General features: G+C 60.4%; 20 protein-coding genes. 10 read left to right on the top strand and 10 right to left on the bottom strand.

The window, feature by feature from the left end; genetic code table 11:
* Positions 1-4 precede the first annotated feature (4 nt).
* Complete coding sequence (locus tag FHX09_RS19700; protein ID WP_184450539.1) at positions 5-619, top strand: transferase hexapeptide repeat family protein; 615 nt, start codon at positions 5-7, stop codon at positions 617-619.
* 210 nt (positions 620-829) lie between these two features.
* Here FHX09_RS19700 and FHX09_RS19695 read toward each other — a convergent pair whose 3' ends face one another.
* The 6 genes from FHX09_RS19695 to FHX09_RS19670 all read right to left on the bottom strand — a co-directional run bounded on the left by FHX09_RS19695 (position 830) and on the right by FHX09_RS19670 (position 6,817).
* Positions 830-1,837 carry a ScyD/ScyE family protein gene (locus tag FHX09_RS19695; protein ID WP_132590212.1) on the bottom strand — a complete coding sequence of 336 codons (1,008 nt, stop codon included), beginning with the start codon at positions 1,835-1,837 and terminating at the stop codon, positions 830-832.
* On the bottom strand, positions 1,816-2,556 hold the full coding sequence (locus FHX09_RS19690; RefSeq protein WP_132590214.1) for an SUMF1/EgtB/PvdO family nonheme iron enzyme: 741 nt from the start codon (positions 2,554-2,556) through the stop codon (positions 1,816-1,818). Before FHX09_RS19690 ends, FHX09_RS19695 begins: the two co-directional genes overlap by 22 nt.
* A 16-nt stretch (positions 2,557-2,572) precedes the next feature.
* Complete coding sequence (locus FHX09_RS19685; RefSeq protein WP_132590216.1) at positions 2,573-3,634, bottom strand: ABC transporter ATP-binding protein; 1,062 nt, start codon at positions 3,632-3,634, stop codon at positions 2,573-2,575.
* A 5-nt stretch (positions 3,635-3,639) separates the two neighbouring features.
* Positions 3,640-4,515 (bottom strand): carbohydrate ABC transporter permease, encoded by an 876-nt coding sequence (locus tag FHX09_RS19680; RefSeq protein ID WP_037083828.1) that lies wholly within the window; start codon positions 4,513-4,515, stop codon positions 3,640-3,642.
* Positions 4,512-5,435, bottom strand: coding sequence for a sugar ABC transporter permease (locus FHX09_RS19675; RefSeq protein WP_132590218.1), 924 nt, complete (start codon positions 5,433-5,435; stop codon positions 4,512-4,514). The genes FHX09_RS19680 and FHX09_RS19675 overlap by 4 nt, the downstream gene beginning before the upstream one ends.
* A gap of 122 nt (positions 5,436-5,557) precedes the next feature.
* The gene (locus FHX09_RS19670; protein WP_132590220.1) at positions 5,558-6,817 is read right to left on the bottom strand and encodes an ABC transporter substrate-binding protein; all 1,260 of its coding nucleotides are present in this window, start codon (positions 6,815-6,817) and stop codon (positions 5,558-5,560) included.
* Between the two features lie 441 nt (positions 6,818-7,258).
* On the opposite strand from FHX09_RS19670, the gene FHX09_RS19665 reads away from it, so the two are divergent.
* Together FHX09_RS19665 and FHX09_RS19660 are read left to right on the top strand one after the other, a co-directional pair.
* Entirely contained in the window at positions 7,259-8,671 is a 1,413-nt protein-coding gene (locus FHX09_RS19665; RefSeq protein ID WP_184450530.1) for a nodulation protein NfeD, read from the top strand.
* A gap of 28 nt (positions 8,672-8,699) precedes the next feature.
* Positions 8,700-9,461: a slipin family protein gene (locus FHX09_RS19660; RefSeq protein WP_132590224.1), complete on the top strand. Its 762-nt coding sequence runs from the start codon at positions 8,700-8,702 to the stop codon at positions 9,459-9,461.
* A gap of 73 nt (positions 9,462-9,534) precedes the next feature.
* Here FHX09_RS19660 and FHX09_RS19655 read toward each other — a convergent pair whose 3' ends face one another.
* The 4 genes from FHX09_RS19655 to paaG all read right to left on the bottom strand — a co-directional run bounded on the left by FHX09_RS19655 (position 9,535) and on the right by paaG (position 12,822).
* The gene (locus FHX09_RS19655; RefSeq protein WP_184450529.1) at positions 9,535-10,131 is read right to left on the bottom strand and encodes a TetR/AcrR family transcriptional regulator; all 597 of its coding nucleotides are present in this window, start codon (positions 10,129-10,131) and stop codon (positions 9,535-9,537) included.
* Between the two features lie 106 nt (positions 10,132-10,237).
* A complete protein-coding gene (gene paaK / locus FHX09_RS19650; RefSeq protein WP_132590228.1) occupies positions 10,238-11,548 on the bottom strand; it encodes a phenylacetate--CoA ligase PaaK in 1,311 nt (436 codons plus the stop codon).
* 33 nt (positions 11,549-11,581) lie between these two features.
* Positions 11,582-12,031, bottom strand: coding sequence for a hydroxyphenylacetyl-CoA thioesterase PaaI (gene paaI, locus FHX09_RS19645; RefSeq protein ID WP_132590230.1), 450 nt, complete (start codon positions 12,029-12,031; stop codon positions 11,582-11,584).
* Complete coding sequence (gene paaG / locus FHX09_RS19640; protein WP_132590232.1) at positions 12,028-12,822, bottom strand: 2-(1,2-epoxy-1,2-dihydrophenyl)acetyl-CoA isomerase PaaG; 795 nt, start codon at positions 12,820-12,822, stop codon at positions 12,028-12,030. The genes paaI and paaG overlap by 4 nt, the downstream gene beginning before the upstream one ends.
* A gap of 101 nt (positions 12,823-12,923) precedes the next feature.
* On the opposite strand from paaG, the gene paaN reads away from it, so the two are divergent.
* The 7 genes from paaN (at position 12,924) to FHX09_RS19605 (ending at position 21,204) form a co-directional block, all read left to right on the top strand.
* Positions 12,924-14,582 carry a phenylacetic acid degradation protein PaaN gene (gene paaN / locus FHX09_RS19635; protein WP_132590234.1) on the top strand — a complete coding sequence of 553 codons (1,659 nt, stop codon included), beginning with the start codon at positions 12,924-12,926 and terminating at the stop codon, positions 14,580-14,582.
* Positions 14,583-14,624: 42 nt separating this feature from the next.
* Positions 14,625-15,773, top strand: coding sequence for an ABC transporter substrate-binding protein (locus tag FHX09_RS19630; RefSeq protein ID WP_183720663.1), 1,149 nt, complete (start codon positions 14,625-14,627; stop codon positions 15,771-15,773).
* A gap of 67 nt (positions 15,774-15,840) precedes the next feature.
* Positions 15,841-16,713 (top strand): branched-chain amino acid ABC transporter permease, encoded by an 873-nt coding sequence (locus FHX09_RS19625; RefSeq protein WP_132590237.1) that lies wholly within the window; start codon positions 15,841-15,843, stop codon positions 16,711-16,713.
* Positions 16,710-17,672: a branched-chain amino acid ABC transporter permease gene (locus FHX09_RS19620; RefSeq protein ID WP_132590239.1), complete on the top strand. Its 963-nt coding sequence runs from the start codon at positions 16,710-16,712 to the stop codon at positions 17,670-17,672. Before FHX09_RS19625 ends, FHX09_RS19620 begins: the two co-directional genes overlap by 4 nt.
* On the top strand, positions 17,669-18,454 hold the full coding sequence (locus FHX09_RS19615) for an ABC transporter ATP-binding protein (protein ID WP_184450528.1): 786 nt from the start codon (positions 17,669-17,671) through the stop codon (positions 18,452-18,454). Before FHX09_RS19620 ends, FHX09_RS19615 begins: the two co-directional genes overlap by 4 nt.
* On the top strand, positions 18,441-19,142 hold the full coding sequence (locus tag FHX09_RS19610) for an ABC transporter ATP-binding protein (protein ID WP_184450527.1): 702 nt from the start codon (positions 18,441-18,443) through the stop codon (positions 19,140-19,142). The genes FHX09_RS19615 and FHX09_RS19610 overlap by 14 nt, the downstream gene beginning before the upstream one ends.
* Before the next feature lie 4 nt (positions 19,143-19,146).
* Positions 19,147-21,204 carry a 3-hydroxyacyl-CoA dehydrogenase NAD-binding domain-containing protein gene (locus FHX09_RS19605; protein WP_132590383.1) on the top strand — a complete coding sequence of 686 codons (2,058 nt, stop codon included), beginning with the start codon at positions 19,147-19,149 and terminating at the stop codon, positions 21,202-21,204.
* Positions 21,205-21,206: the final 2 nt, after the last annotated feature.

The following is a 21,206-nucleotide window of genomic DNA, read 5'->3' as shown; positions in this document are numbered from 1 at the left end:
TAAGATGGCGCAGGTCTATTCCTATGATGGCGTCGTACCGGTGATCCACCCAACGGCTTTCGTCCATCCGGCCGCCGTGGTGATTGGTGACGTCATCATTGGATCGGCCTGCTATGTTGGCCCCTGCGCCGTATTGCGCGGCGATTTCGGGCGGATCGTCATGGAACGTGGCTCGAACGTCCAGGAGACCTGCGTCGTTCACAGCTTTCCTGATGTGGAGATGGTGATCGGCGAAGACGGTCATATCGGCCACGGCGCCGTGCTGCACGGCTGCCGCATCGGTCGCAATGCCATGGTCGGGATGAATGCAGTCGTCATGGACGAAGTGGTAATTGGCGAAAATTCGATTGTTGCCGCCTTGGCTTTCGTCAAGGCAGGTGCTGAAATCCCGGCAAACAGCCTGGCGGTCGGATCACCTGCCAGGGTCATTCGCGAACTCAGCGAAAAAGAAATCGCCTGGAAGCGCCAGGGAACGGGCGTCTATCAGCGCCTCGCGCTGGAAGCCAAGGACAAACTTCGACCCGTCGAGCCGCTCAGCGAACCAGAGGCGGATCGCCGGCGGATCCAGGCTCCCGCGTATGACCCGCTGATCTTGGAGCGGCTGAAATTCGGTGATTGAGCCAAGGCATGCCCCCGAACGGGAAAGGGGTTCGGGACAAGACATGCAGCCGCGGCCAGCTGGATGCTATCGCCCAGTCAAGAGCGGATAGGGGAACGCGATCTTCTCGGCTGGAAAAAGCTCGCGGCCGTCGTGGACAAGGCAGCGCAATTGCTCAAGGCGCCAAAAAAGCATGTGCATCAATCTGGACCAAAACCGGGATCGCCACGGTTAGCGAGCAGATTCGCGCGTCAGAACATAGAGGTTGCCGTCCAACGCGGAAACGACGATCCGCCGCTCGTCCCAGACAAGCACAGACACCGGGCGGGTCAGGCCCTCGAGAATAACCTTCGGTTCCCGCGTCATCTTATTGAACTTAAGCAATCTCCCACTCGCCTTGCGAAAACCTTCCTTCTGGTCGTAGGTGCCGTGCTCGAGGACAAGCATCTCTCCATCGTTGTCGAAAGCAATGCTGACGGGCGCATTGAGCGCTTCGACGTCAATGTGCGGCATTGACTGATCGCCAGCCTCGGGAATAGAAACGATCTCTCCGGCACCGGTCAGGAAGGGAAAGCCGCCGAACAGCGCTATATAGAGGCGTCCACCGTGAAGGGCGATACCGGTCGGCACCGCATCGGTTTCGTAGCTGTTGCCTTCGGTGAACTCCGTCGGCGAAAGGTTGCGGAGTGCCGTGGCTGCCTGCCCCATGCGGCGGAATGTCAGAATCGTGCTTTTGCTGCCGTCTGGCTGTAGACGTTCGACACTGTTTCGAGCGGAGTCTATCACGTAGTAGCTTGCGCGCGCCGCAATGAAGTCGAACGGATTCCAGAAATCGCTGCTGATGACACGGACCTGACCGGCCGCGTCGAGCGCAACGAGCGCGTGGTCAAACGGCCCTTCTTTCGAGCCGACTGGCGTCCATCCCTGAGCGACGACAAGGCCATCGTGGGCGCGCACGACACGATATGGACCGGTCGGGTCGCCGATCACGTCGAGGCCATGGGGAAATACCGGACCGAATGCGACAAGCTTGCCGTCCGTGCCGCGCCGGTAGAGCCGGCCGCTGGCCAGATCACTGACGAGCAGGCCTTCGCCGTCGCGAGATAGGCCGGCGAAGGCAGCACCAGGCGTGTTGAAGGTCTTAAGCGTGTAGCCCGGCGGCGCCGTCGGTTCCGCACCGGCGCCGGCGGCGAGCAGCAGAAAACCGGTGACGACGATCAAGGTGTAGAACGGACGCATCTGAAGCCACCGTTGGCTGAGAACCGGAATTCCGGATCATAGGCGAGCCGATAGGTCGTTGTCAGGTGGTTTGGATCGCTGTTCCAAGAGCCACCACGAAGCACGCGGTACAGCCCGGCACTCCTCACCGCGCTCCCGCCTTCATACGGCGCGTAGACGTCACGGGTCCACTCCCAGACATTGCCGACAAGATTGAGGATGCCCTCTTTGCTTGCGCCATCAGCGAAGGACACCGCTGGTGCGGTCATCGGATACCCATCGCGCGCGTCGCCGGAACAACAGACATCCGCTCCCGAATTTGCCCGCGCATTGCCCGGTGGCACCTCGCCCCATGGAAACGCGCTGCCCTGAGTTCCTCGCGCCGCCCGCTCGTATTGTTGTTCCGATGGAAGAACCAACCCATAGTGACGGCAAAATGCATCGGCGTCTCCCCAACTCACCCCGACGACCGGCCGGTCGTCCAATCCCAGGATTGGATGATTGGCGTAAAAGGCTGCACGATGGCCGGTCTCCTTGACGAAGAGCCCATACTGCTGGTTTGTAATCTCGGTGCGATTGATTGCAAACGCCTGCCCCTCCAGTTCGCGTCGCGGGCGTTCGTTTTCAGGGCCGTCGTCGCGGCCGAAGATGAACGTCCCGGGAGGAATCTCAATCAGCGGATTTCCAGCGATGAGGCCGCCATCGTCAGCGGTCGCAGCAAATGCAAGGATGATCACCATCACTGCCGCCCAAAGGCTAGAAGTCCACACGATCTTTGGTCTCGCCATTGAACAGAAATACGCGATCCGCCGCGACCTTGACGCCGATCTGCTGGTCGATCTGACCCGTGAAATTCTTGTCGGCACGCAAGGTCATGAGTTGACCTCCCAACCGTAGGCTCACAAGCGTGTTCTCGCCGGTGAGTTCAGCCGAATAGATCGGCGCGACCAGATTGACGTCTGCGTCACCGGCATCAGTCGGGTGGACGTCCTCCGGCCGGACGCCGAGGACAGCGCCAGAGAGGGTCACCCGGCCGATACCGCCGACCCTGAGACCGCCGCTAACGAACACACCGTCTCTCACTTCTCCTGGAATTAGGTTCATCGGCGGCGAGCCAATAAAGCCGGCAACGAAGAGCGTGCGCGGATCGTTATAGATCTCCCGCGGGCTCCCAAGCTGCTCGATAACGCCCTTGTTCATCACGGCCACGCGATGGGCAAGCGTCATCGCTTCGATCTGGTCATGGGTGACGTATATCGTCGTGACCTGCAGCTCATGTTGCAGGTGCTTCAGCTCGGCGCGCATCTGTGTGCGCAGCTTGGCATCGAGATTGGACAGCGGTTCGTCCATCAGAAAGACGCGTGGCGTGCGCACGATAGCGCGGGCAAGTGCCACGCGCTGGCGCTGACCGCCGGAAAGTTCCTTCGGCAGCCGCGACAACATAGAGTCGAGTTCCACACGCCGTGCGACCTCGGCTATTCGTCGCTTGCATTCAGCGGGCGGCACTTTGCGGATCTTCAGCGGGTAGCCGATGTTGTCTTCGACGGTAAGGTGCGGATACAAAGCATATGACTGGAATACCATTGCAACGTCGCGATACTTGGGAAGGACACCGTTGACGCGGTCCTCGTTGATGTAGATGTCGCCGAACGTCGCTTCCTCGAGACCCGCGACCATCCGCATGGTCGTTGTCTTGCCGCAACCGGAAGGTCCGAGCAAAACGAGAAACTCCTTGTCCCTGATGTCGAGGTTGAAATCATTTACGGCAACGAATTCGCCGAATTTCTTGCAGACGTTTTTGAATGTGACGGACGCCATAGGTCTCAACCTTTGATGGCACCCAGGGACAATCCCCGGACGAGATGCTTCTGGACGATGAAGGCGAAGATGACGATTGGCACGCAGGCCATGAAGCCCGCCGCACTGATTTCACCCCAATAGGTGTTGTACTGCGTTACGCGCCCGGCAATGCCGATCGGCAGCGTCTGCGACTGCTCGGTGAGCGTGATGATGAGGGAAAGTAGAAACTCGTTCCACGAGATGATCAGACAGAAGATGGCGGTGGCCGCAAGCCCAGGCCGGGCAAGAGGTAACGCCACATGCAGGAATGCGCCCCACCGTGTGTCGCCGTCGACGATCGCCGCCTCCTCCAGTTCGACCGGAAGATCCTGGAAATAGCTCTTCATCATCCACGTTGCGAACGGCAGATTGAAGGCAGTGTAGGCGACGATGAGAGCCGACTTGGTGTTGAGCATGTCGAAATAATTGAAGAACAGGTAGAGCGGAATGATGCTGACGATAGGCGGCATCATGCGCGTCGACAGGATCCAGAACGAAATCTGCTTCCGCCACTGCCAGGGATAGCTGAACCGTGCCAAGGCATAGCCGGCCATTGTGCCGAAGGTCACGGAAATGATCGTCGTTCCTACAGCGACGAGAAAGCTATTCAACGCGTAGCGTAGGAACGGACGCTGAATAAACGCTTCGCTATAGTGTTTTAGGGTGGGGTTGCGCGGCAGCCACTCCGGCGGCACCGCGAAAATGTCGATATCATATTTGAACGAGTTGGTCGCGATCCAATAGATCGGAAAAAGTGTGACGACCAGCGCGACAACGATCGTCAGATAGGCCAGCAGGCGGATGAGCACCTCTGTGGTCCGACTGCGCGCGTGTATGGTTTTGGGCAGTGTCATGGTCATTCCGCCAACCGCATGCGTTTCATGAACCAGGTGCTTAAGACGATCGTCACAAACAGCACGAAAAGCGACATCGCCGCCGCGTAGCCTGGATCGGCGAAGCGGTAGGCGACCTGATAGATATAAAGGCTCAAGACCTTGGTCCGGTCAGCCGGCCCTCCTCCCGTCAGTATGAAGACCAGATCGAAAAGACGCAGTGCATCCATGACACGCAGAAGGAGCGCAATGGCGATAACCGGCTTGAGGAACGGCAGCGTCAGGTCCCGGAACTGCTGCCAGGACGAGGCTCCGTCGAGCGCGGCGGCCTCGTATGGCTCGACCGGCAAGCTGGCCAACCCCGCCAACATGAGAAGGAATATGAAGGGTGTCCATTGCCAGACATCAGCGACGATGATCGAGAACATCGCAAGATTCACGTCGCCCGCCCATGCCTGCAATGGCAGACCGAGGCGGAACATGATTTCGTTCAGGACGCCGAACTGAGGTTCATAGATGAGCTTCCATGTGATCGCGACCGCGATCGGCGGCAGCATCATCGGGATCATCAGGACTGTCTTCAGAAAGGTCAACTTGCGAATGAACTTATCGAGGAGCAGCGCCAGGCCGAGACCGAGGATGAATTCCGCCGTCACCGCCGCGACCGTAAATACGGTGGTGTTCCAGACAGCGACGTGAAATTGCGTGTCGGAAAAAAGCCGCGCGAAATTACCGGCACCGACGAACGTCCAGGGCAGATCGGGATTCGGGCTGATTTTGTGAACCGCCGCATAGAACATGTAGACGCTGGGAAAGATCGTCAGGCCGAGGAGTATGAGTACCGTCGGCGCAGGCATGAGGAAGCGCAAATGCCGCTCTACCCATCGCTCCAAACCGCCACCCGTTCGAAGCGGCGCGGCCACAGTTCCGCTCTCCGACGTCAACATTGACCACTCCCGTAAAGCCCTGCCCCGACGCGCCTGAATTCTCGGGTTTCAAGCTCATCGGACGCGATTGCCGGCGCAGCAAGGGAGCGGCGTCCGAAAACCCCGCTCCGAATAGCTGTTGCCTAGTAAAGGTTGGTAATCCGTGAGACCGCCTCCTGCGAGTTCTTCAGAGCCTCTTGCGGCGTGATCGTACCTGCGACCGCCTTGGAAAGCTCGATGCCGAAGGCGTTCTCGATCTCTGGCCACTTCGGGTGACGCGGACGGGGAGTCGAGGCCTGGATCGCCTCCATCAACACCGGATAGTGCCGGAACTTCTCCTGCGAGGTCAGTTCCGGGTCAGTGAAGACCGAGGTCCGGACAGGCGGATTGCCCCGTAGGGCCGAAATCTTGATCTGTTCAGGCGAGGTCGCCCACATCATGAAGTCGAAAGCTTCCTGCTTATTCTTGGAGGCCGACATGATGCCCATGGTCCAGTGGCCGATTTCCGAGCTGCCCGGTTTCGTTCCAGCAGGAATGGGACTGTAGGAGATTTTGCCGACCATCTTCGATTGGGTCGGATCTTCAAAGGTCGCAACCCAGTTCGGCCAGTTGATCGATGAAGCAGCAGTACCGGCGGCTAGCGCCGTGCCAACCTCGTTGGCGTTGTAGCTCTCCACTCCCTTCGGCGAGACATCGCGTAGCGCCATGAATGTCTTCATGGCAGCGGCCCCTTCAGACGTGTCGATCGTTACCTTGGTTCGGTCGGCGTTGAACATATCCGCACCATAGGACCAGAAGATCGGCATGAAATCGGCAACCACCGGATTTCCCTGGCCGCCTCGGAAGACGTAACCGAAATAACGGCCACCTCCGCTTTCTGTCAGCTTCGTACTCGCCTTCAACACGTCATCCCAAGTCTTTGGAGCATCTACGCCAGCTTCCTTGTACTTGGCAGCGTCATAGAAAAACATCTGCGCATTTCCCACATAGGGCAGACATACATAGGGCCCCGTATTGTAGGGATTGCGGCAGACCGCCAGCGACTTCGAAAGGAAATCACTGTCAGGCCCCTCCATTCCGGCCTTCTTGAAGTAGGCGGTCAGATCTTCCAGATGTCCATTCTCGGCGAAAAACGGAATCCACGGATCGTCCATCAGGATAATGTCGAAGACACCGGACTTGGTGGCGCCGGCATTGGCGCCCTGCTCGAACACGTTGGCATAGGGCGCCTGGACGGCCTCCACCTTCGTGCCCTTCAACTTTCCATAGTCTTCGGCAGCGGCCCTGAGACCGTCGCCCTCGCTGCCCGATGGCACGAGGATCGTGATGTCAGCCCATGCGGCTCCGTTGATCGCCAGCGCGGACGTCGCTATAGCCAAGGTGAGAAACAATCTGCGAAGCATTGTACACCTCCCATTCCGAGATGTTATCCCGAGGCCTCTTTATCGGGGGATTCAGTCTTTCCAGCATGGCGGAAACGCTACCTCGACACACAGGCGAACCACTCTGCGAAAAGTCGAAACGTCGCCGGGCATCTCATCCTCGAGCGAGTTGCAAATTTTATCACATCGGGAGCTATATTTAGAGTGTCTGTATTGGCATTTTCTGTATTTTTGCCCTGGTGGTCATCGCAGTTCTGGGGTCAGTTTTCCGACCTCCGAAGCTTTCTGAGGAAGGGGTTGCGGCAACAATCGCCATTGCGCTTTGCAGCCCGTCCGAGGATCGAGACGTCGCATCCTCGCAAGCTCAAGCGTTCGAGCGAAAGCTTGAGCTTTGCGTTCGTCTCTGGACGTCCCTGCGATGCTTTCCTTTCTCTTTGTGATTTCTGACATATATTAGAAATCATGCGCGTTCCGCAGGTCGTAGCGCTGAACTTAAAGCGTTGGCGGTGGCTGCCGCCAATCCTGATCTTGTTGTTCTCGCTGCTACCAACTCTGGGCATCTTCGCGCTATCGGCGTCGTCGCAATCCAATCGCGCTGCGGTCGTCCTGAAGGTGAACGGCGCCATCGGGCCCGCAACAGCAGATTATGTGATACGAGGCCTTCAGCGTGCTGGCGAACATGGAGCGGGCTTGATCATCGTGCAGATGGACACGCCCGGCGGCCTTGACACCTCGATGCGGAAAATCATTCGCGCCATCCTTGCCTCGCCCGTGCCTGTCGCGGGCTTCGTCGCACCGAGCGGGGCACGGGCTGCCAGCGCCGGCACCTATATTCTCTACGCAAGCCACATTGCGGCGATGGCGCCAGGCACCAACCTAGGAGCAGCGACACCGATCGCGCTCGGCGCAAACCCTTTTGGCGGCGATACGAAACCCGGACAAGAACCGAGCAAGCAAAATGACAAGCAGGCCGAGGCTCCAGGCAGCGCCAGCGACAAAAAACTCGTTAACGACGCGGTGGCGTACATTCGCGGGCTTGCGGAATTGCGCAATCGCAACGCCGAATGGGCAGAGCGGGCTGTGCGGGAAGCCGCAAGCCTTTCATCGACGGCTGCCGTGCGCGAACATGTCATTGATTTCACGGCAGTTGATGTCAACGATCTCCTTGCGCAGACACAGGCGCGCATGGTGCGGGTCGGTCAAACGGATGTCCGCCTCGATACCGCCGGTTTAGCCGTGCAGGAATTCGAGCCGGACTGGCGCACACGCCTGCTTTCCGTGATTACCGATCCGAACATCGCGATCATCCTGATGATGGTCGGTATCTATGGCCTGATCTTTGAATTTCTTGCCCCCGGGACAATGCTTCCGGGCACGATCGGCGGCATCTGCCTCCTTCTTGGTCTCTATGCCTTGGCATTACTCCCGGTGAGTTTTGCCGGCATTGGGCTCATTTTCCTCGGCGTCGGATTGACAGTGGCTGAGATACATTCGCCAAGCTTCGGCGCCTTGGGCGTCGGTGGCGGGGTAGCCGTGATCCTGGGCGCAACCATTCTGTTTGATACGGATATGCCAGGCCTGGAGGTTTCGCGCCCGGTACTGGGCGCAATCGCTCTTGCATGCCTCGCTTTCAGCCTTCTCGTTGCTCGCCTCGCATTTACCTCGCGGTGGCGCGTAGTCGCTACTGGTGCGGAGCAGATGATCGGGATTTCGGGCCAGGTTGAGAGCTGGGGTGGGGCCACGGGTTACGTCATCGCGCATGGCGAGCGCTGGAAAGCGATTTCCACCGAGACGCTTACCGCTGGCGACGCCGTCAGCGTGATCGCCCGCAACGGGCTGACGCTTAAGGTCGAGAGGCGCCCCAACGAGACTTAGCCGCCTTCAGAAAGCAGGAGAAGACGTCATGGGTATGTTCGTAAATCTCGCCTTTTATCTCGTGGCGATCCTTATCTTGCTCATCATCGTCGCATCCGCGGTCAAGATCCTGCGGGAATACGAACGCGGCGTCGTTTTCACGCTTGGCCGCTTTACCGGCGTTAAGGGACCCGGCTTGATATTCCTCATCCCCTACGTCCAGCAGATGATACGGGTCGACTTGCGCACGCGAGTACTCGATGTCCCCAGTCAGGACGTTATTTCTCATGACAATGTCTCGGTCCGCGTCAGCGCAGTGATCTACTTCCGGGTCATCGATCCCGAGAAGTCGACGATACAGGTCGAGGACTTCATGATGGCGACAAGCCAGCTTGCCCAGACGACATTGCGCTCGGTACTCGGCAAGCACGACCTCGATGAAATGCTGGCGGAACGTGACAGGCTCAACTCCGACATTCAGGAAATCCTTGACGCTCAGACGGATGCCTGGGGCATCAAAGTCGCCACTGTCGAGATCAAACATGTCGACATCAACGAATCGATGATCCGCGCGATTGCTCGCCAAGCGGAAGCCGAGCGCGAGCGCCGCGCAAAGGTCATCAATGCCGAGGGTGAACAGCAGGCAGCCGCAAAGCTCCTCGAAGCGGCCGAAATACTCGCCAGGCAGCCGGAGGCCATGCAACTACGCTATTTAAGCACTTTGAACATCATCGCCAGCGAAAAGAGCTCAACGATCTTGTTTCCCTTTCCGATGGAGCTCGGTAATCTAATGCCGGCCAAACCGAAATAATCAACCGTCTGGGTTCAGCCCCGTTTGCAAAGCGCAACAAGTGAATCTGAACGATCGCCATGCGCTTCAGCGCTCAGCGCACCGCCTTGACGCCCTCGAGGATCAAGGTGGTGGCGATGTCGGCATATTCGTCACGACTGACGGGACCGCCCGGGCGGAACCACATATAGACCCAGTTCATCATCCCGAAGAGCGACATTGTCACCGGCATCAGCAGCGGCTTGTTTGCATTGAGATCCGGATTGATCTCGATGATTGTGTTGGAAAAGCGCTTGACGATCCGGCGCTCGATTGCCCGCAGTTCGTCAAGCTGCTCAGTTGAGAGCGCGCTCGTGCCGTTCAGCTGCACTTTATGCTCGTTGTCCGCGTCGCGATAATTTTCCAGCACCTGCCGCACCAGCAGCCGAAGTCGCTCCTGAGGCGTCGCCTCAGGTTCGTCTGCGGCGGCGACGGCGGCTTCCAGTTCCTCGAGATGGTTGCGAATGATGTCGAAAATCAACGCGTCCTTGCTCGGGTAGTAATGGTAAAGCAGGGCTTTGGAAACGTTGCTGCGCGAGGCAATGTGAGCCATGGAGGCTTTCTCCATCCCCATCTCGGCAAAGACGGCGGCGGCGCTGGCCAAGAGGCTGCGTTGTTTCTCTTCAAAGTCGATCGCGCGCGTTCGTGCCATGTTGTCCTGCGTTCCTGTTCTTCCTCCGCGCCCTCCACGCGACGAGCTCGTGACAGCTCTTGTTGGGTGCTACCGGAATGGTCATCACGCCGGGAAGCCGTCATCCTTATTCCTTCGGTCTGTTGTCGACGACCCGTTTCGCCTTGCCCTCGGAGCGTGCGACTCCACCGGGGTCGCGAATCTCGATCTTTGTGGTAACACCAACGACGCTCTTGATGTAGTGGGCAAGGGATTTTGCCGAGGAAGCACGTGCAATTTCGTCGGCAGCCTCCGGCGTACACTCGACATGAACCGTCATCTCGTCCATGCGGCCGGTGCGGCTGAGCTCGATCTGGAAATGCGGGGCAAGCCCCCGACACTTCAGGATCTGCTCTTCGATCTGCGTCGGGAAGACGTTGACGCCGCGAAGGATCATCATGTCGTCCGATCGACCGGTGATCTTTTCGATGCGCCGCATGGAGCGCGCCGTGCCAGGCAGGAGCCGCGTCAGGTCGCGGGTGCGATAACGAATGATCGGCAAGCCTTCCTTGGTCAGCGTCGTGAAGACGAGTTCGCCCATTTCGCCATCGGGCAGAACGTCGCCCGTCGCTGGGTCAACGATCTCCGGATAGAAGTGATCTTCCCAGATGTGCAGACCATCCTTGGTCTCGACGCACTCACTGGCAACGCCGGGCCCCATGACTTCCGAAAGACCGTAAATATCGACCGCATGCATGTCGAACGACTGCTCGATCTCCTGGCGCATGGCGTTTGTCCAAGGCTCGGCGCCAAAGATGCCAACGGCCAGCGAGCTTTCGCGCGGATCGATCCCTTGGCGGCGGAATTCGTCGAGGATGGAGAGCATATAGGAGGGCGTCACCATGATGATGCGTGGCTTGAAGTCCTGCATCAGCGTGACCTGCCGCTCGGTCATGCCACCCGACATCGGCACGACAGTACAGCCAAGCCGCTCGGCGCCGTAGTGGGCACCCAGGCCGCCGGTGAAGAGCCCATAGCCGTAAGCGACATGAACCATATCGCCGCGGCGGCCGCCGGCGGCGCGAATGGAGCGTGCCACCACATCCGCCCAGATATCGATATCCTTCTGCGTATAGCCGACGACGGTCGGCTTGCCGGTGGTGCCGGATGAACCATGAATGCGGGTCAGCTTTTCGCGTGGGACGGCAAACATTCCGAACGGATAGGTATCGCGGAGGTCCTTCTTGGTCGTGAAGGGGAACTTTGCCAGATCGGCCAGCGATTTCAGATCCGAGGGATGGACGCCTGCCTCGTCAAATCGCGCACGGTAGAAGGGTGAGTTCTCGTAGGCGTGGCAAAGCGACCATTTCATCCGGTCAAGCTGAAGTGCAGCAATCTCGTCACGCGATGCTGTTTCGATCGCGTCGAGATCCCCGCAGCGGGGTGATAGGTCTTCCATGTCTGTCTCCTCCGAGATGAATGACCGGCGGCTTTACGCCTCTTCCGGCAAAAGCGTGCCCTTGACGGTGCGCGAGTGGCCGCGGAACTCGGCAATGTGCTCGCCGTTCTGATTGGTCACGTTGATATCGTAAATGCCGCCACGACCGCGCCGCGAGACCTCCCGCGCGATTGCCGTCAGGCAGTCGCCGGCAAAGGCCGGTGCGATATAGGTGACCGAACAGTGCTGGGCGACGGCCCGGTGATTGTAGGTGTTGCAAGCAAAGGCGAATGCGGAATCGGCCAGCGTGAAGATGTATCCGCCGTGGCAGGTCCCGTGGCCGTTGGTCATCTCAGGCTTGATGACCATCGATATCACCGCCATCCCGGGCGCCACGCGTTCCATCGCCATGCCGAGGTGACGCGTCGCATTATCCTCGCGCCACATTGCGTCGGCGCAGGCATCGGCAAGCGCCTGCGCTGTCAGAACGAGCCTATCCGTCATTGTCCCTTGAACTCCGGCTTGCGCTTTTCCAGGAAGGCTAAGACGCCTTCGGCGTAGTCCGCGCTGCGTCCAGCCTCGCGCTGCAGATCGCGTTCAAGCTCCAGTTGCTCATCCAGCGAATTGGTCGCCGCAGCCTGGATGGCGCGCTTGGTCATGCCGAGGCCCTTTGTCGGTCCGGCCGCGAGTCTGGTGGCAAGAGCATTGGCTTCATCAAGAAGCTCAGCATCGTCGACCGCCTTCCAGATCAGGCCCCAGCTTGCCGCTGTTTCCGCATCGAGCGGCTCGGCGGTCAATGCCAGCGCCTTGGCGCGCGCCTCGCCAAGCAGGCGTGGCAGACTCCAGGTGCCCCCGGAATCGGGTACCAGACCGATCTTGGCGAAGGCTTGAATGAAACGCGCCGAGCGCGCAGCCAATGTGATGTCGCACGCAAGCGCGATATTGGCGCCGGCACCTGCGGCAACGCCGTTCACGGCGCAGATGACCGGCTTTTCGAGTGTCCTGATCAGACGGATCAGGGGGTTGTAGAAAAGCTCGATCGTGCGTCCAAGGTCGGGGGCCGCCCCACCATTGCGCGGATCGCGATCGCCGAGATCCTGCCCGGCACAAAAAGCCCGACCGGCGCCAGTCAGAAGCACAGCCCGCACGGATGCATCCTGATGCGCGCGTTCGAAGCCGGCGCGCAGCGCCAGATGCATCTCTTCGTTGAAGGCATTGAGCTTGTCGGGGCGGTTGAGGGCCAAAGTAAGGACGCCACCTGCAAACGCCGATAGGACGGTGTCGGATTCGGACATGTTTCCTCCAGTTCCGCCAGGATCGGGCGGTGCATGAAAAAACTCTTGCATAAACCGACCGGCCGGTCAATTATAAATCCACGGCATGAAAGGAACATGTGATGGATGCGCTTTTTGACCGCCACCAGCCGACACTTACCGCAGCCCTAAAGGCTGCGCAGGAACGCGGCTATTGGTCGTCCTACCCGGAAACCCCGAGTGGCAAGATCTATGGCGAAACCGCCAAGGACGATGGTCTCGCATCCTACAACGCCCGGCTTGGCAAGCCCTTCGACATGTCCGGTCATCCTGCGACGGCACAGGTCGGTGCGGAAGTTTCGCCGTTCGGCCCAACGCTCGATATCACCTATCCGGCTGCCGATGCCGGCACCCTGATTGCCGCCTCGCAGTCTGCAGCACCGGGATGGGCCACTGCCTCTGTGAAGACACGTGTCGGCATCTGCCTTGAAATTCTCGCCCGCCTCAATCGGCGCAGCTTCGAAATGGCCAATGCCGTCATGCATACGACGGGACAGGCCTTTGCCATGGCGTTTCAGGCTGGTGGACCGCATGCGCAAGATCGCGGCCTTGAGGCTGTTGCCTATGCCTACGCGGAGATGACCCGCACCCCGACACAGGCCCTGTGGACCAAGCCGCAAGGCAAAGGCGAGCCGATTGTACTGGAAAAGCATTGGCGGATCGCACCGCGCGGCGTCTCACTGGTGATCGGCTGCCAGACCTTTCCGACCTGGAATAGCTATCCGGGCCTGTTTGCCAGCCTTGCGACCGGCAACACTGTCATCGTCAAACCGCATCCGGGCGCAATCCTGCCCTTGGCGATCACGGTTGCAGTCATTCGCGAGGTGCTTGTTGAGGAGGGATTTGACGCCAATATCGCGCTCCTTGCGGCCGATGCGCCAGGAGCCGAAATCACCGGCGATCTCGTAAAGAGCGATGCGGTGTCGATCATCGACTACACTGGCTCGAACAGTTTTGGCGAATGGGTGCGCAAGCATGCTGGCGAGGCGCAGGTCTATACCGAAGAGGCCGGCGTCAATTCGATCGTCATCGCCGCCACCGGCGACTTTGTCGGCATGTGCGCCAACATCGCCTTTTCCCTGTCCCTTTACAGCGGCCAGATGTGTACCGCTCCACAGAACATCTACGTCGCCAGGACCGGCATCCAGACGAATGAGGGTCACAAGAGTTTTGACGAGGTGGCAGCCGGCATTGCCGCGGCGATCGACGATCTGCTTGCCGAGCCCGTGCGTGCCGCCGGCGTCTGTGGAGCGATCGCCAACCCCGCGACCGTTCAGCGTGTCGAAGCCGCACGCAGCCTTGGAAAAATCATTCGCGACTCTGCCCGGATCGGGTCAGGTGATGCGCGCACCGCGACCCCCCTCATCCTTGCCGTCGATGGCAACGAAACGAATGCGCATGCCCAAGAGCTCTTCGGTCCGATCGTCTTCATCGTCGCCGTCACCGATGCGACCGACGGTATTGCGCAGGCGACCTCGCTTGCTCGTCGCAAGGGTGCAATTACCGCAGGGCTTTACGACACCGACGACAGCCGTATCCACATGGCTGTCGATGCCTTTGCCGCCGCTGGCGTCAACCTCTCGGTCAACCTCACCGGCAGCATTTACGTGAACCAGAGCGCCGCCTTCAGCGATTTCCACGTCACCGGCGCCAACCCGGCCGGCAATGCCAGCCTGACCGATGCGGCCTTCGTGGCCAACCGATTTTGCACCGTCATGTGGCGCCGCCCGAAGACGGCGTGACGGGCTTTGATTTAACCTTTGTTCTCTTGGGAGGAGACTGACATGAAATTTGCGATAACGACCGCGCTGGCGGGCACGCTGGCGTTTGCCCTCGGTCTGGCCGGCCCCGCCCTTGCCGATATCCGTATCGGCGCAAGCGTCTCGGAAACCGGTCCCGCCTCGTTCCTCGGCGATCCGGAAGCAAAGACGCTGAAGCTTCTGATCGACGAGATCAATGCCGCCGGCGGCGTTCTTGGCGAGAAACTCGAACTCGTCATCTACGACGATGGTGGCGACCCGAACAAGGCACGCACCTTCGCAACGCGACTGGTCGAGGACGACGAAGTAACTGCCGTGATCGGCGGCACCACCACCGGCACCTCGATGGCGATCATTCCGGTCGTCGAAGATGCCGAGATCCCCTTCATCTCGCTTGCCGGCGCAATCGAAATTGTCGACCCGGTGAAGCCCTATACCTTCAAGACACCGCATACCGATCGCATGGCATGCGCAAAGATCTTCGATGACATGAAGAAGCAGGGCTTCACGAAGATCGGCATGATTTCCGGTTCCGACGGCTTTGGCGCCTCGATGCGCAAGCAGTGCATGGCAATCATCGGCGAGTACGGCATTGAGGTGGTCGCTGACGAAACCTATGGACCGAGCGATGCGGACATGACCCCGCAGCTTACCAACATCAAGAACACGGCTGGCGTCCAGGCGATCCTCAACCCGGGCTTTGGCCAGGGGCCGGCGATCGTCACGCGAAACTACGCACAGCTCGCCGTCGGCCTGCCGCTCTATCAGTCGCACGGCGTTGCCTCGAACGGCTTCATCGATCTTGCTGGTGCAAGTGCTGCCGAAGGTATTCGGCTGCCTGGCACGGCTCTTTTAGTGGCCGACCTGTTGCCCGAAAATGATCCGCAGCGCGCCGTCGTTGCTGCCTACAAGAAGAGCTACGAAGCAGCGACCGGCAAGCCGGTATCGACCTTCGGGGGCTATGCCCATGATGCACTGCGGATTCTGGTCGACGCGATCAACCGCGCCGGCAAGGCCGATCCGGCCGCTATCCGCGAAGCCATCGAAGGGACGAAGGGCGTCGTCGGAACGACCGGCACCGTCACCATGGCAAAGGACGACCACCTCGGCCTCGATCTCACCGCCTTCCGTATGCTCGAGATCCGAGACGGTGGTTGGAAGATCGTCGACTGAGCGCAAAGCCGCTTCCGTCGGGAGGGACCAGCTCTCCCGACCTCGTGCAGCGCAAACGGAGGGACCCATGGCCGAGTTCATGCAATTTTTGCTGTCCGGGGTGACGGTCGGCGCGGTCTACGCGCTGGTCGCGCTCGGCTTCACCATCATCTACAACGCATCCGATGTCGTGAATTTCGCTCAGGGAGAGTTCGTCATGCTTGGCGGCATGATCACCGTCTTTTCCTATCAGGCGGGCATTCCTCTGCCCCTGGCGGCGATCCTCGCAATCCTCGTCACAGCGGCAATCGGAGTCGCGCTCAACAAGCTCGCCATCGAGCCTGCGCGAGGGGCTCCCGTCGTGTCCCTGATCATCATCACGATCGGCGCCTCGATCTTCATCCGCGGGCTGACGCAGATCACCTTCGACAAGCAACTGCATCGCTTTCCCGCCTTTTCAGGTGATACGCCGATCGCGATCGCCGGAGCGACCATTTTGCCGCAAAGCCTGTGGGTCGTTGCTGGCGCGTTGGCAGTCTTCATTGGCCTTTGGCTGTTTTTTACCAAGACGCTGACCGGGCGCGCGGTGCTGGCGAGCGCCAACAATCGCATCGCCGCGCAGCTGGTCGGCATCAACACCCGCTACATTATGACGTTGAGCTTCGCGCTTTCGGCGGCGATCGGCGCGCTGGCGGGGGTTCTCGTGACGCCGATCACGCTGACCAGCTATGACGTCGGCATCTCGCTCGCGTTGAAGGGATTTGCCGCCGCCATGCTGGGCGGCATGGGCAATCCCAAGGGAGCGCTGGTGGGCGGCCTTCTGCTCGGCATGCTCGAAGCAATGACGGCCGGCTACATCAGCTCACAGTACAAGGACGCTGCCGCCTTCATCGTCATCCTCGCCGTCCTCTTCGCCATGCCGCAGGGCATTTTTGGCCGCAAAGTCACGGATCGGGTATGACGATGAAACTCTCCTCGAAAGCCACCACCTTACTGGTGCTTGCGCTCCTCATCATTGCGCTGCCCTTCCTGTTTCCCTCGTCCTACTATTTCCGCGTCGGCTCGCTGATCTTTGTCAACGGACTTGCGGTCACGGGCCTCGTCATCCTCACCGGATATGCCGGCCAGATCAGCCTCGGCCATGCCGGCTTCGTCGGCATCGGCGGCTATAGCTGCGCGCTTGCGCCGCTCCATCTCGGCCTGCATCCCGCTCTGGCCGCTATCCTTGGCGCCGTGCTCTGCGCCCTCGTCGCCTGGCTGGTCGGCCGACCGATCCTGAGGCTCAAGGGATATTATCTCGCTGTCGCAAGCCTGGGGCTTGGAGCGCTGGTCGCCATGGTCCTTGCCAACGAGGCCGCCTGGACCGGCGGGCCCGACGGCATCGCTGTCGCAGATCTCGGACTTCGGGCGCTGCTGAAATCGCTCGGCCTCGACATGTCGAACCCCGTCTTCTGGTACGCATTTACCGGGCTCATCATGCTGATCGGCGCCTGGCTTGCGCTCAACCTCTTTCACAGCCCCACCGGGCGGGCGCTACGCGCGCTGCACGGCTCGGAGATCGCGGCTCGGACCGTGGGCGTCGATGTCGCCAACTACAAGCTGCGGGCATTCGTGATCTCCGCCGTCTACGCGTCGGTCGCAGGATCGCTACTGGCTCTGCAGAACAAGTTCATCACGCCCGACGTGGCCGGCTACATGCACTCGATCGAGCTGGTGACCATGGCGGTTCTGGGCGGTGCGGGTTCGGTCGCCGGCGCGATCCTCGGCGCCGCGATCCTGACGACGTTGCCGCAGGTTCTGACCGTGTTCCAGGAATACGAACAGCTGGTACTCGGCCTCATCATGATGCTTGTCATGATCTTCATGCGCGACGGCTTGCTGCCGAGCCTTGCGCGCCTGATCAGAGGGAGGGGAGAATGAGCCTGCTTCAAGTCGAGAGCCTAGGGATCGACTTTGGCGGTCTGCGTGCCGTCAACGATGTGAGCTTTTCCCTGAAGGCGGGCGAAATCGTTTCGGTGATCGGGCCGAATGGCGCGGGTAAGACGACGCTCTTTAACATGATCTCAGGCGTCTACCTGCCCGGGCGCGGGCGAATATTGCTCGCCGGGGAAGAGGTCACCGGCCTCGGCCCGCATCTTTTGGCCGAGCGCGGCCTGTCGCGCACCTTTCAGAACCTGCAGATATTCCAGACGATGACCGTCCTCGAAAATGTCACCGTGGGCCATCACCTGCATGAGCGGGGATCCGTCCTGGCCGATCTTTTGGCGCTACCGGCGTCGCGCCGCCGAAGCCGTACTTCGGAGGCTGGCGCCTACACATTACTGGAACGGGTGGGCCTTGCCCCGGCGGCGGAAAGAACGGCCGGATCGCTGTCTTATGGTGCGCTGAAGCGCCTGGAAATCGCCCGCGCGCTCGCCTTGCAGCCGCGTGTCCTGCTTCTCGATGAACCTGCCGCAGGCTGCAATGCCGTTGAGACAGAGGAGATCGATCACCTGATCGCCGAGATCGCCGCTGCGGGCGTTTCCATTCTGCTGGTCGAGCACGACATGAAGATGGTCATGCGAATATCGAACCATATCGTGGTCCTCGATCACGGCGAAAAGATCGCCGAGGGAGAACCGTCGACCGTGGCGCGCAATCCGCGGGTCGTCGAAGCCTATCTCGGTGCACAGGGTGTGGAGGCGGCCAATGTTGACTGTTGAGGGACTACGCTCTCGTTACGGCCGCATCGAGGTGCTGCACGGCATCGACCTTGAGGTGGGCTCCGGTGAAATCGTCACGGTGGTGGGCGCGAACGGGGCGGGCAAGACGACGCTCCTGCGATGCCTATCCGGCATACAGCCGGTTTCAGCTGGCACCATCGTGTTTCGTGGCGAGGCCCTGAACGCCGTTCCGGCTTACCGTCGCGCAGCACGCGGTCTCTCGCAATCGCCGGAGGGCAGGCAGATCTTCACAAATCTTTCTGTCGAGGAAAACCTGCGTCTGGGCGCTTTCCTCTATTCGGATGACAAGGTCGAACGGGACATGGAGGACGCATTCGCCATGTTCCCGATCCTGCGCGAGAAGCGCAATCTGGCGGCCGGCGGCCTCTCTGGCGGTCAGCAGCAGATGCTTGCCATCACCCGCGCCCTTATGGCCCGTCCCTCCTGCCTGCTGCTTGACGAGCCGAGCATGGGGCTGGCTCCGATCCTCGTCGCGCAGATCTTCGAGGTGGTGAGGGGCTTACGCGCGCTCAATGTCACCGTGCTGCTGGTCGAACAGAACGCCTTCGGCGCACTCTCCATCGCCGACCGTGGCTACGTGATGGAGACCGGCCGCATTACAATGTCGGGACCAGCGCCGGAGCTGATTGCCGACGAACGTATTCGCGAAGCCTACCTGGGACTATGACATCATGACCGTGACCATCGAACGCACCGGCGACGTCGCCGTCGTCACCATTGACAACCCGCCCGTCAACGCGCTCTCGCAGGGCTTGCGCCAGGAGCTGTGGAATGCGGCGGAAACGCTGGACGCCGACCCCTCGGTGCGCGCCGTGGTCCTGATCTGCCAAGGGCGGACATTCATCGCCGGTGCCGATGTCAACGAACTCGGCAAGCCGCCGATGCCCCCTCACCTTCCGGATCTCGTCGCTCGTATCGAGACGGCGACCAAACCATGGATAGCGGCAATTCATGGCAGTGCGCTCGGAGGGGGTTGCGAAGTGGCGCTCGGCTGCCGTTTCCGCATTGCCGTACGCTCGGCGAGCGTCGGCTTGCCCGAGGTCCGGCTAGGCATCGTTCCAGGGGCCGGAGGGACCGTGCGCCTGCCACGACTGATCGGACCGGCGCTCGCTGCGGACATGGTTACATCTGGTGCCCCGCTGGCGGCGCCGAAGGCTCGATCGCAAGGGCTGATCGACGCTATCGTCGAGGGTGATCTGGAACGGGGAGCGATCGACTTTGCACGGGCGGCCGTAGATCAATCTCTTCCGCTTCCACTCAGCGAAAGAAGCGTGCCCGCAGTGGACGCGACTTTCTGGGAAACAACGTCTAGGGCCGTTGCCGATCGCGCCAAGCGCGAAGACGCGCCGCTCCGCGCACTTGCCTGCGTGCGCAAGGCGGTCGAAGCAGATTTCGACACTGCAATGGCCTTCGAGCGCCAGACATTTCTCGAATTGCGCGGCTCGTCCCAGGCTGCCGCCTTGCGCCACGTTTTCTTCGCAGAGCGTAGCGCGCCGCGGCCCCCTGAGCTTGCCGGCGTCGAGACCCGCTCGATCCGTTCTGCCGCCGTCATCGGCGGCGGCACCATGGGAGCAGGGATTGTGGCAGCCCTTCGCGATGCAGGCCTTCCGGTCACTCTCGTGGAACGCGACGAGGCGGCAGTCGAGCGGGGACTATCGAACCTGCGTTCGATTTTTGAAAACTCGGTCAAGCGCGGCAGGATCACCTCTGAAACGGCGGCCGAGCGACTGTCCGGTGTAATCGGCACGACCAACTACGAGCTTCTTGCTCGGGTCGACGTCGTCATTGAGGCGGTGTTTGAAGATCTCGACGTGAAGCGCGAGGTCTTCGGCAAGCTTTCCACCGTCTGCCGTCCCAATGCCGTGCTTGCCACGAACACCTCCTACCTTGACCCCGAGCAGATAGCGGCCGGCATCAAACACCCGGAGCGCTTTTTCGGGTTGCACTTCTTCAGCCCGGCCCATGTCATGAAACTGCTTGAGATCGTGCCGACCGCTCATACGACGCCGGCGACACTCGCGACGGGTTTCGTGCTCGCCCGCATGCTGAAGAAGATTCCCGTGCGCGCCGGCATTTGCGATGGCTTCATCGGCAACCGGATCCTGAAAATCACCCGCGCCCAAGCCGAACGCCTGCTGCTATCAGGTGCGACACCAAAGGCGGTCGATGCGGCGATGCGCAACTTCGGCCTGTCCATGGGTCCCTTCGAGGCTCAGGACCTCGGCGGTCTCGACATCGCCGCTTTCCAGCGCCGGGCGGCGCGCGCCCGTGGCGAAACGCCCTTTGCGCCGATCGCCGAACGGCTTTGTGCGTTGGAGCGCTTTGGGCAGAAAAGTGGTGGTGGATGGTACGACTACGCCAAGGGCGACCGTACTCCGCAACCCTCTGATATCGTCGCTGATATCATTGCGGGGGAAGCCAAAGGAATATCGCAACGGCAGTGGGATGAAGCCGACATCATTGATTGCATTGTCCTTCCAATGGTCAACGAGGCCGCGAAGATCCTGCATGAAAAGGTCGCGCTCAGGGCCTCCGACATCGACCTCGTGGAAATCCATGGATATGGATTCCCGCGCTGGCGCGGTGGCCTGATGCACTATGCTGAAGAGCGTGGACTGACTGAAATTGCGGCAAAGCTCAAAGAACTCGCAGCAAATGATCTAACCGAGCCGCCTTGCAATCAGTTCGAGAGTGCCGGAGGAAAGCGCGAGGCCTCGAGCCAGGGTTGAAT

It is taken from the genome of Rhizobium sp. BK538 (genome assembly GCF_014197575.1).
In the GTDB taxonomy this organism is placed as follows: Bacteria; Pseudomonadota; Alphaproteobacteria; order Rhizobiales; family Rhizobiaceae; genus Rhizobium.
The sequence above is the reverse complement of the archived record's forward strand: the minus strand, read 5'-3'. Positions and strand labels throughout refer to the sequence as shown.

What these genes read in the sequence shown, in the direction of transcription:
- FHX09_RS19700 (WP_184450539.1), top strand. Translation starts at nt 5, where the DNA reads ATGGCGCAGGTCTATTCCTATGATGGCGTCGTACCGGTGATCCACCCA.
- FHX09_RS19695 (WP_132590212.1), bottom strand. Translation starts at nt 1,837, where the DNA reads ATGCGTCCGTTCTACACCTTGATCGTCGTCACCGGTTTTCTGCTGCTC.
- FHX09_RS19690 (WP_132590214.1), bottom strand. Translation starts at nt 2,556, where the DNA reads ATGGTGATCATCCTTGCATTTGCTGCGACCGCTGACGATGGCGGCCTC.
- FHX09_RS19685 (WP_132590216.1), bottom strand. Translation starts at nt 3,634, where the DNA reads ATGGCGTCCGTCACATTCAAAAACGTCTGCAAGAAATTCGGCGAATTC.
- FHX09_RS19680 (WP_037083828.1), bottom strand. Translation starts at nt 4,515, where the DNA reads ATGACCATGACACTGCCCAAAACCATACACGCGCGCAGTCGGACCACA.
- FHX09_RS19675 (WP_132590218.1), bottom strand. Translation starts at nt 5,435, where the DNA reads ATGTTGACGTCGGAGAGCGGAACTGTGGCCGCGCCGCTTCGAACGGGT.
- FHX09_RS19670 (WP_132590220.1), bottom strand. Translation starts at nt 6,817, where the DNA reads ATGCTTCGCAGATTGTTTCTCACCTTGGCTATAGCGACGTCCGCGCTG.
- FHX09_RS19665 (WP_184450530.1), top strand. Translation starts at nt 7,259, where the DNA reads ATGCGCGTTCCGCAGGTCGTAGCGCTGAACTTAAAGCGTTGGCGGTGG.
- FHX09_RS19660 (WP_132590224.1), top strand. Translation starts at nt 8,700, where the DNA reads ATGGGTATGTTCGTAAATCTCGCCTTTTATCTCGTGGCGATCCTTATC.
- FHX09_RS19655 (WP_184450529.1), bottom strand. Translation starts at nt 10,131, where the DNA reads ATGGCACGAACGCGCGCGATCGACTTTGAAGAGAAACAACGCAGCCTC.
- paaK (WP_132590228.1), bottom strand. Translation starts at nt 11,548, where the DNA reads ATGGAAGACCTATCACCCCGCTGCGGGGATCTCGACGCGATCGAAACA.
- paaI (WP_132590230.1), bottom strand. Translation starts at nt 12,031, where the DNA reads ATGACGGATAGGCTCGTTCTGACAGCGCAGGCGCTTGCCGATGCCTGC.
- paaG (WP_132590232.1), bottom strand. Translation starts at nt 12,822, where the DNA reads ATGTCCGAATCCGACACCGTCCTATCGGCGTTTGCAGGTGGCGTCCTT.
- paaN (WP_132590234.1), top strand. Translation starts at nt 12,924, where the DNA reads ATGGATGCGCTTTTTGACCGCCACCAGCCGACACTTACCGCAGCCCTA.
- FHX09_RS19630 (WP_183720663.1), top strand. Translation starts at nt 14,625, where the DNA reads ATGAAATTTGCGATAACGACCGCGCTGGCGGGCACGCTGGCGTTTGCC.
- FHX09_RS19625 (WP_132590237.1), top strand. Translation starts at nt 15,841, where the DNA reads ATGGCCGAGTTCATGCAATTTTTGCTGTCCGGGGTGACGGTCGGCGCG.
- FHX09_RS19620 (WP_132590239.1), top strand. Translation starts at nt 16,710, where the DNA reads ATGACGATGAAACTCTCCTCGAAAGCCACCACCTTACTGGTGCTTGCG.
- FHX09_RS19615 (WP_184450528.1), top strand. Translation starts at nt 17,669, where the DNA reads ATGAGCCTGCTTCAAGTCGAGAGCCTAGGGATCGACTTTGGCGGTCTG.
- FHX09_RS19610 (WP_184450527.1), top strand. Translation starts at nt 18,441, where the DNA reads ATGTTGACTGTTGAGGGACTACGCTCTCGTTACGGCCGCATCGAGGTG.
- FHX09_RS19605 (WP_132590383.1), top strand. Translation starts at nt 19,147, where the DNA reads ATGACCGTGACCATCGAACGCACCGGCGACGTCGCCGTCGTCACCATT.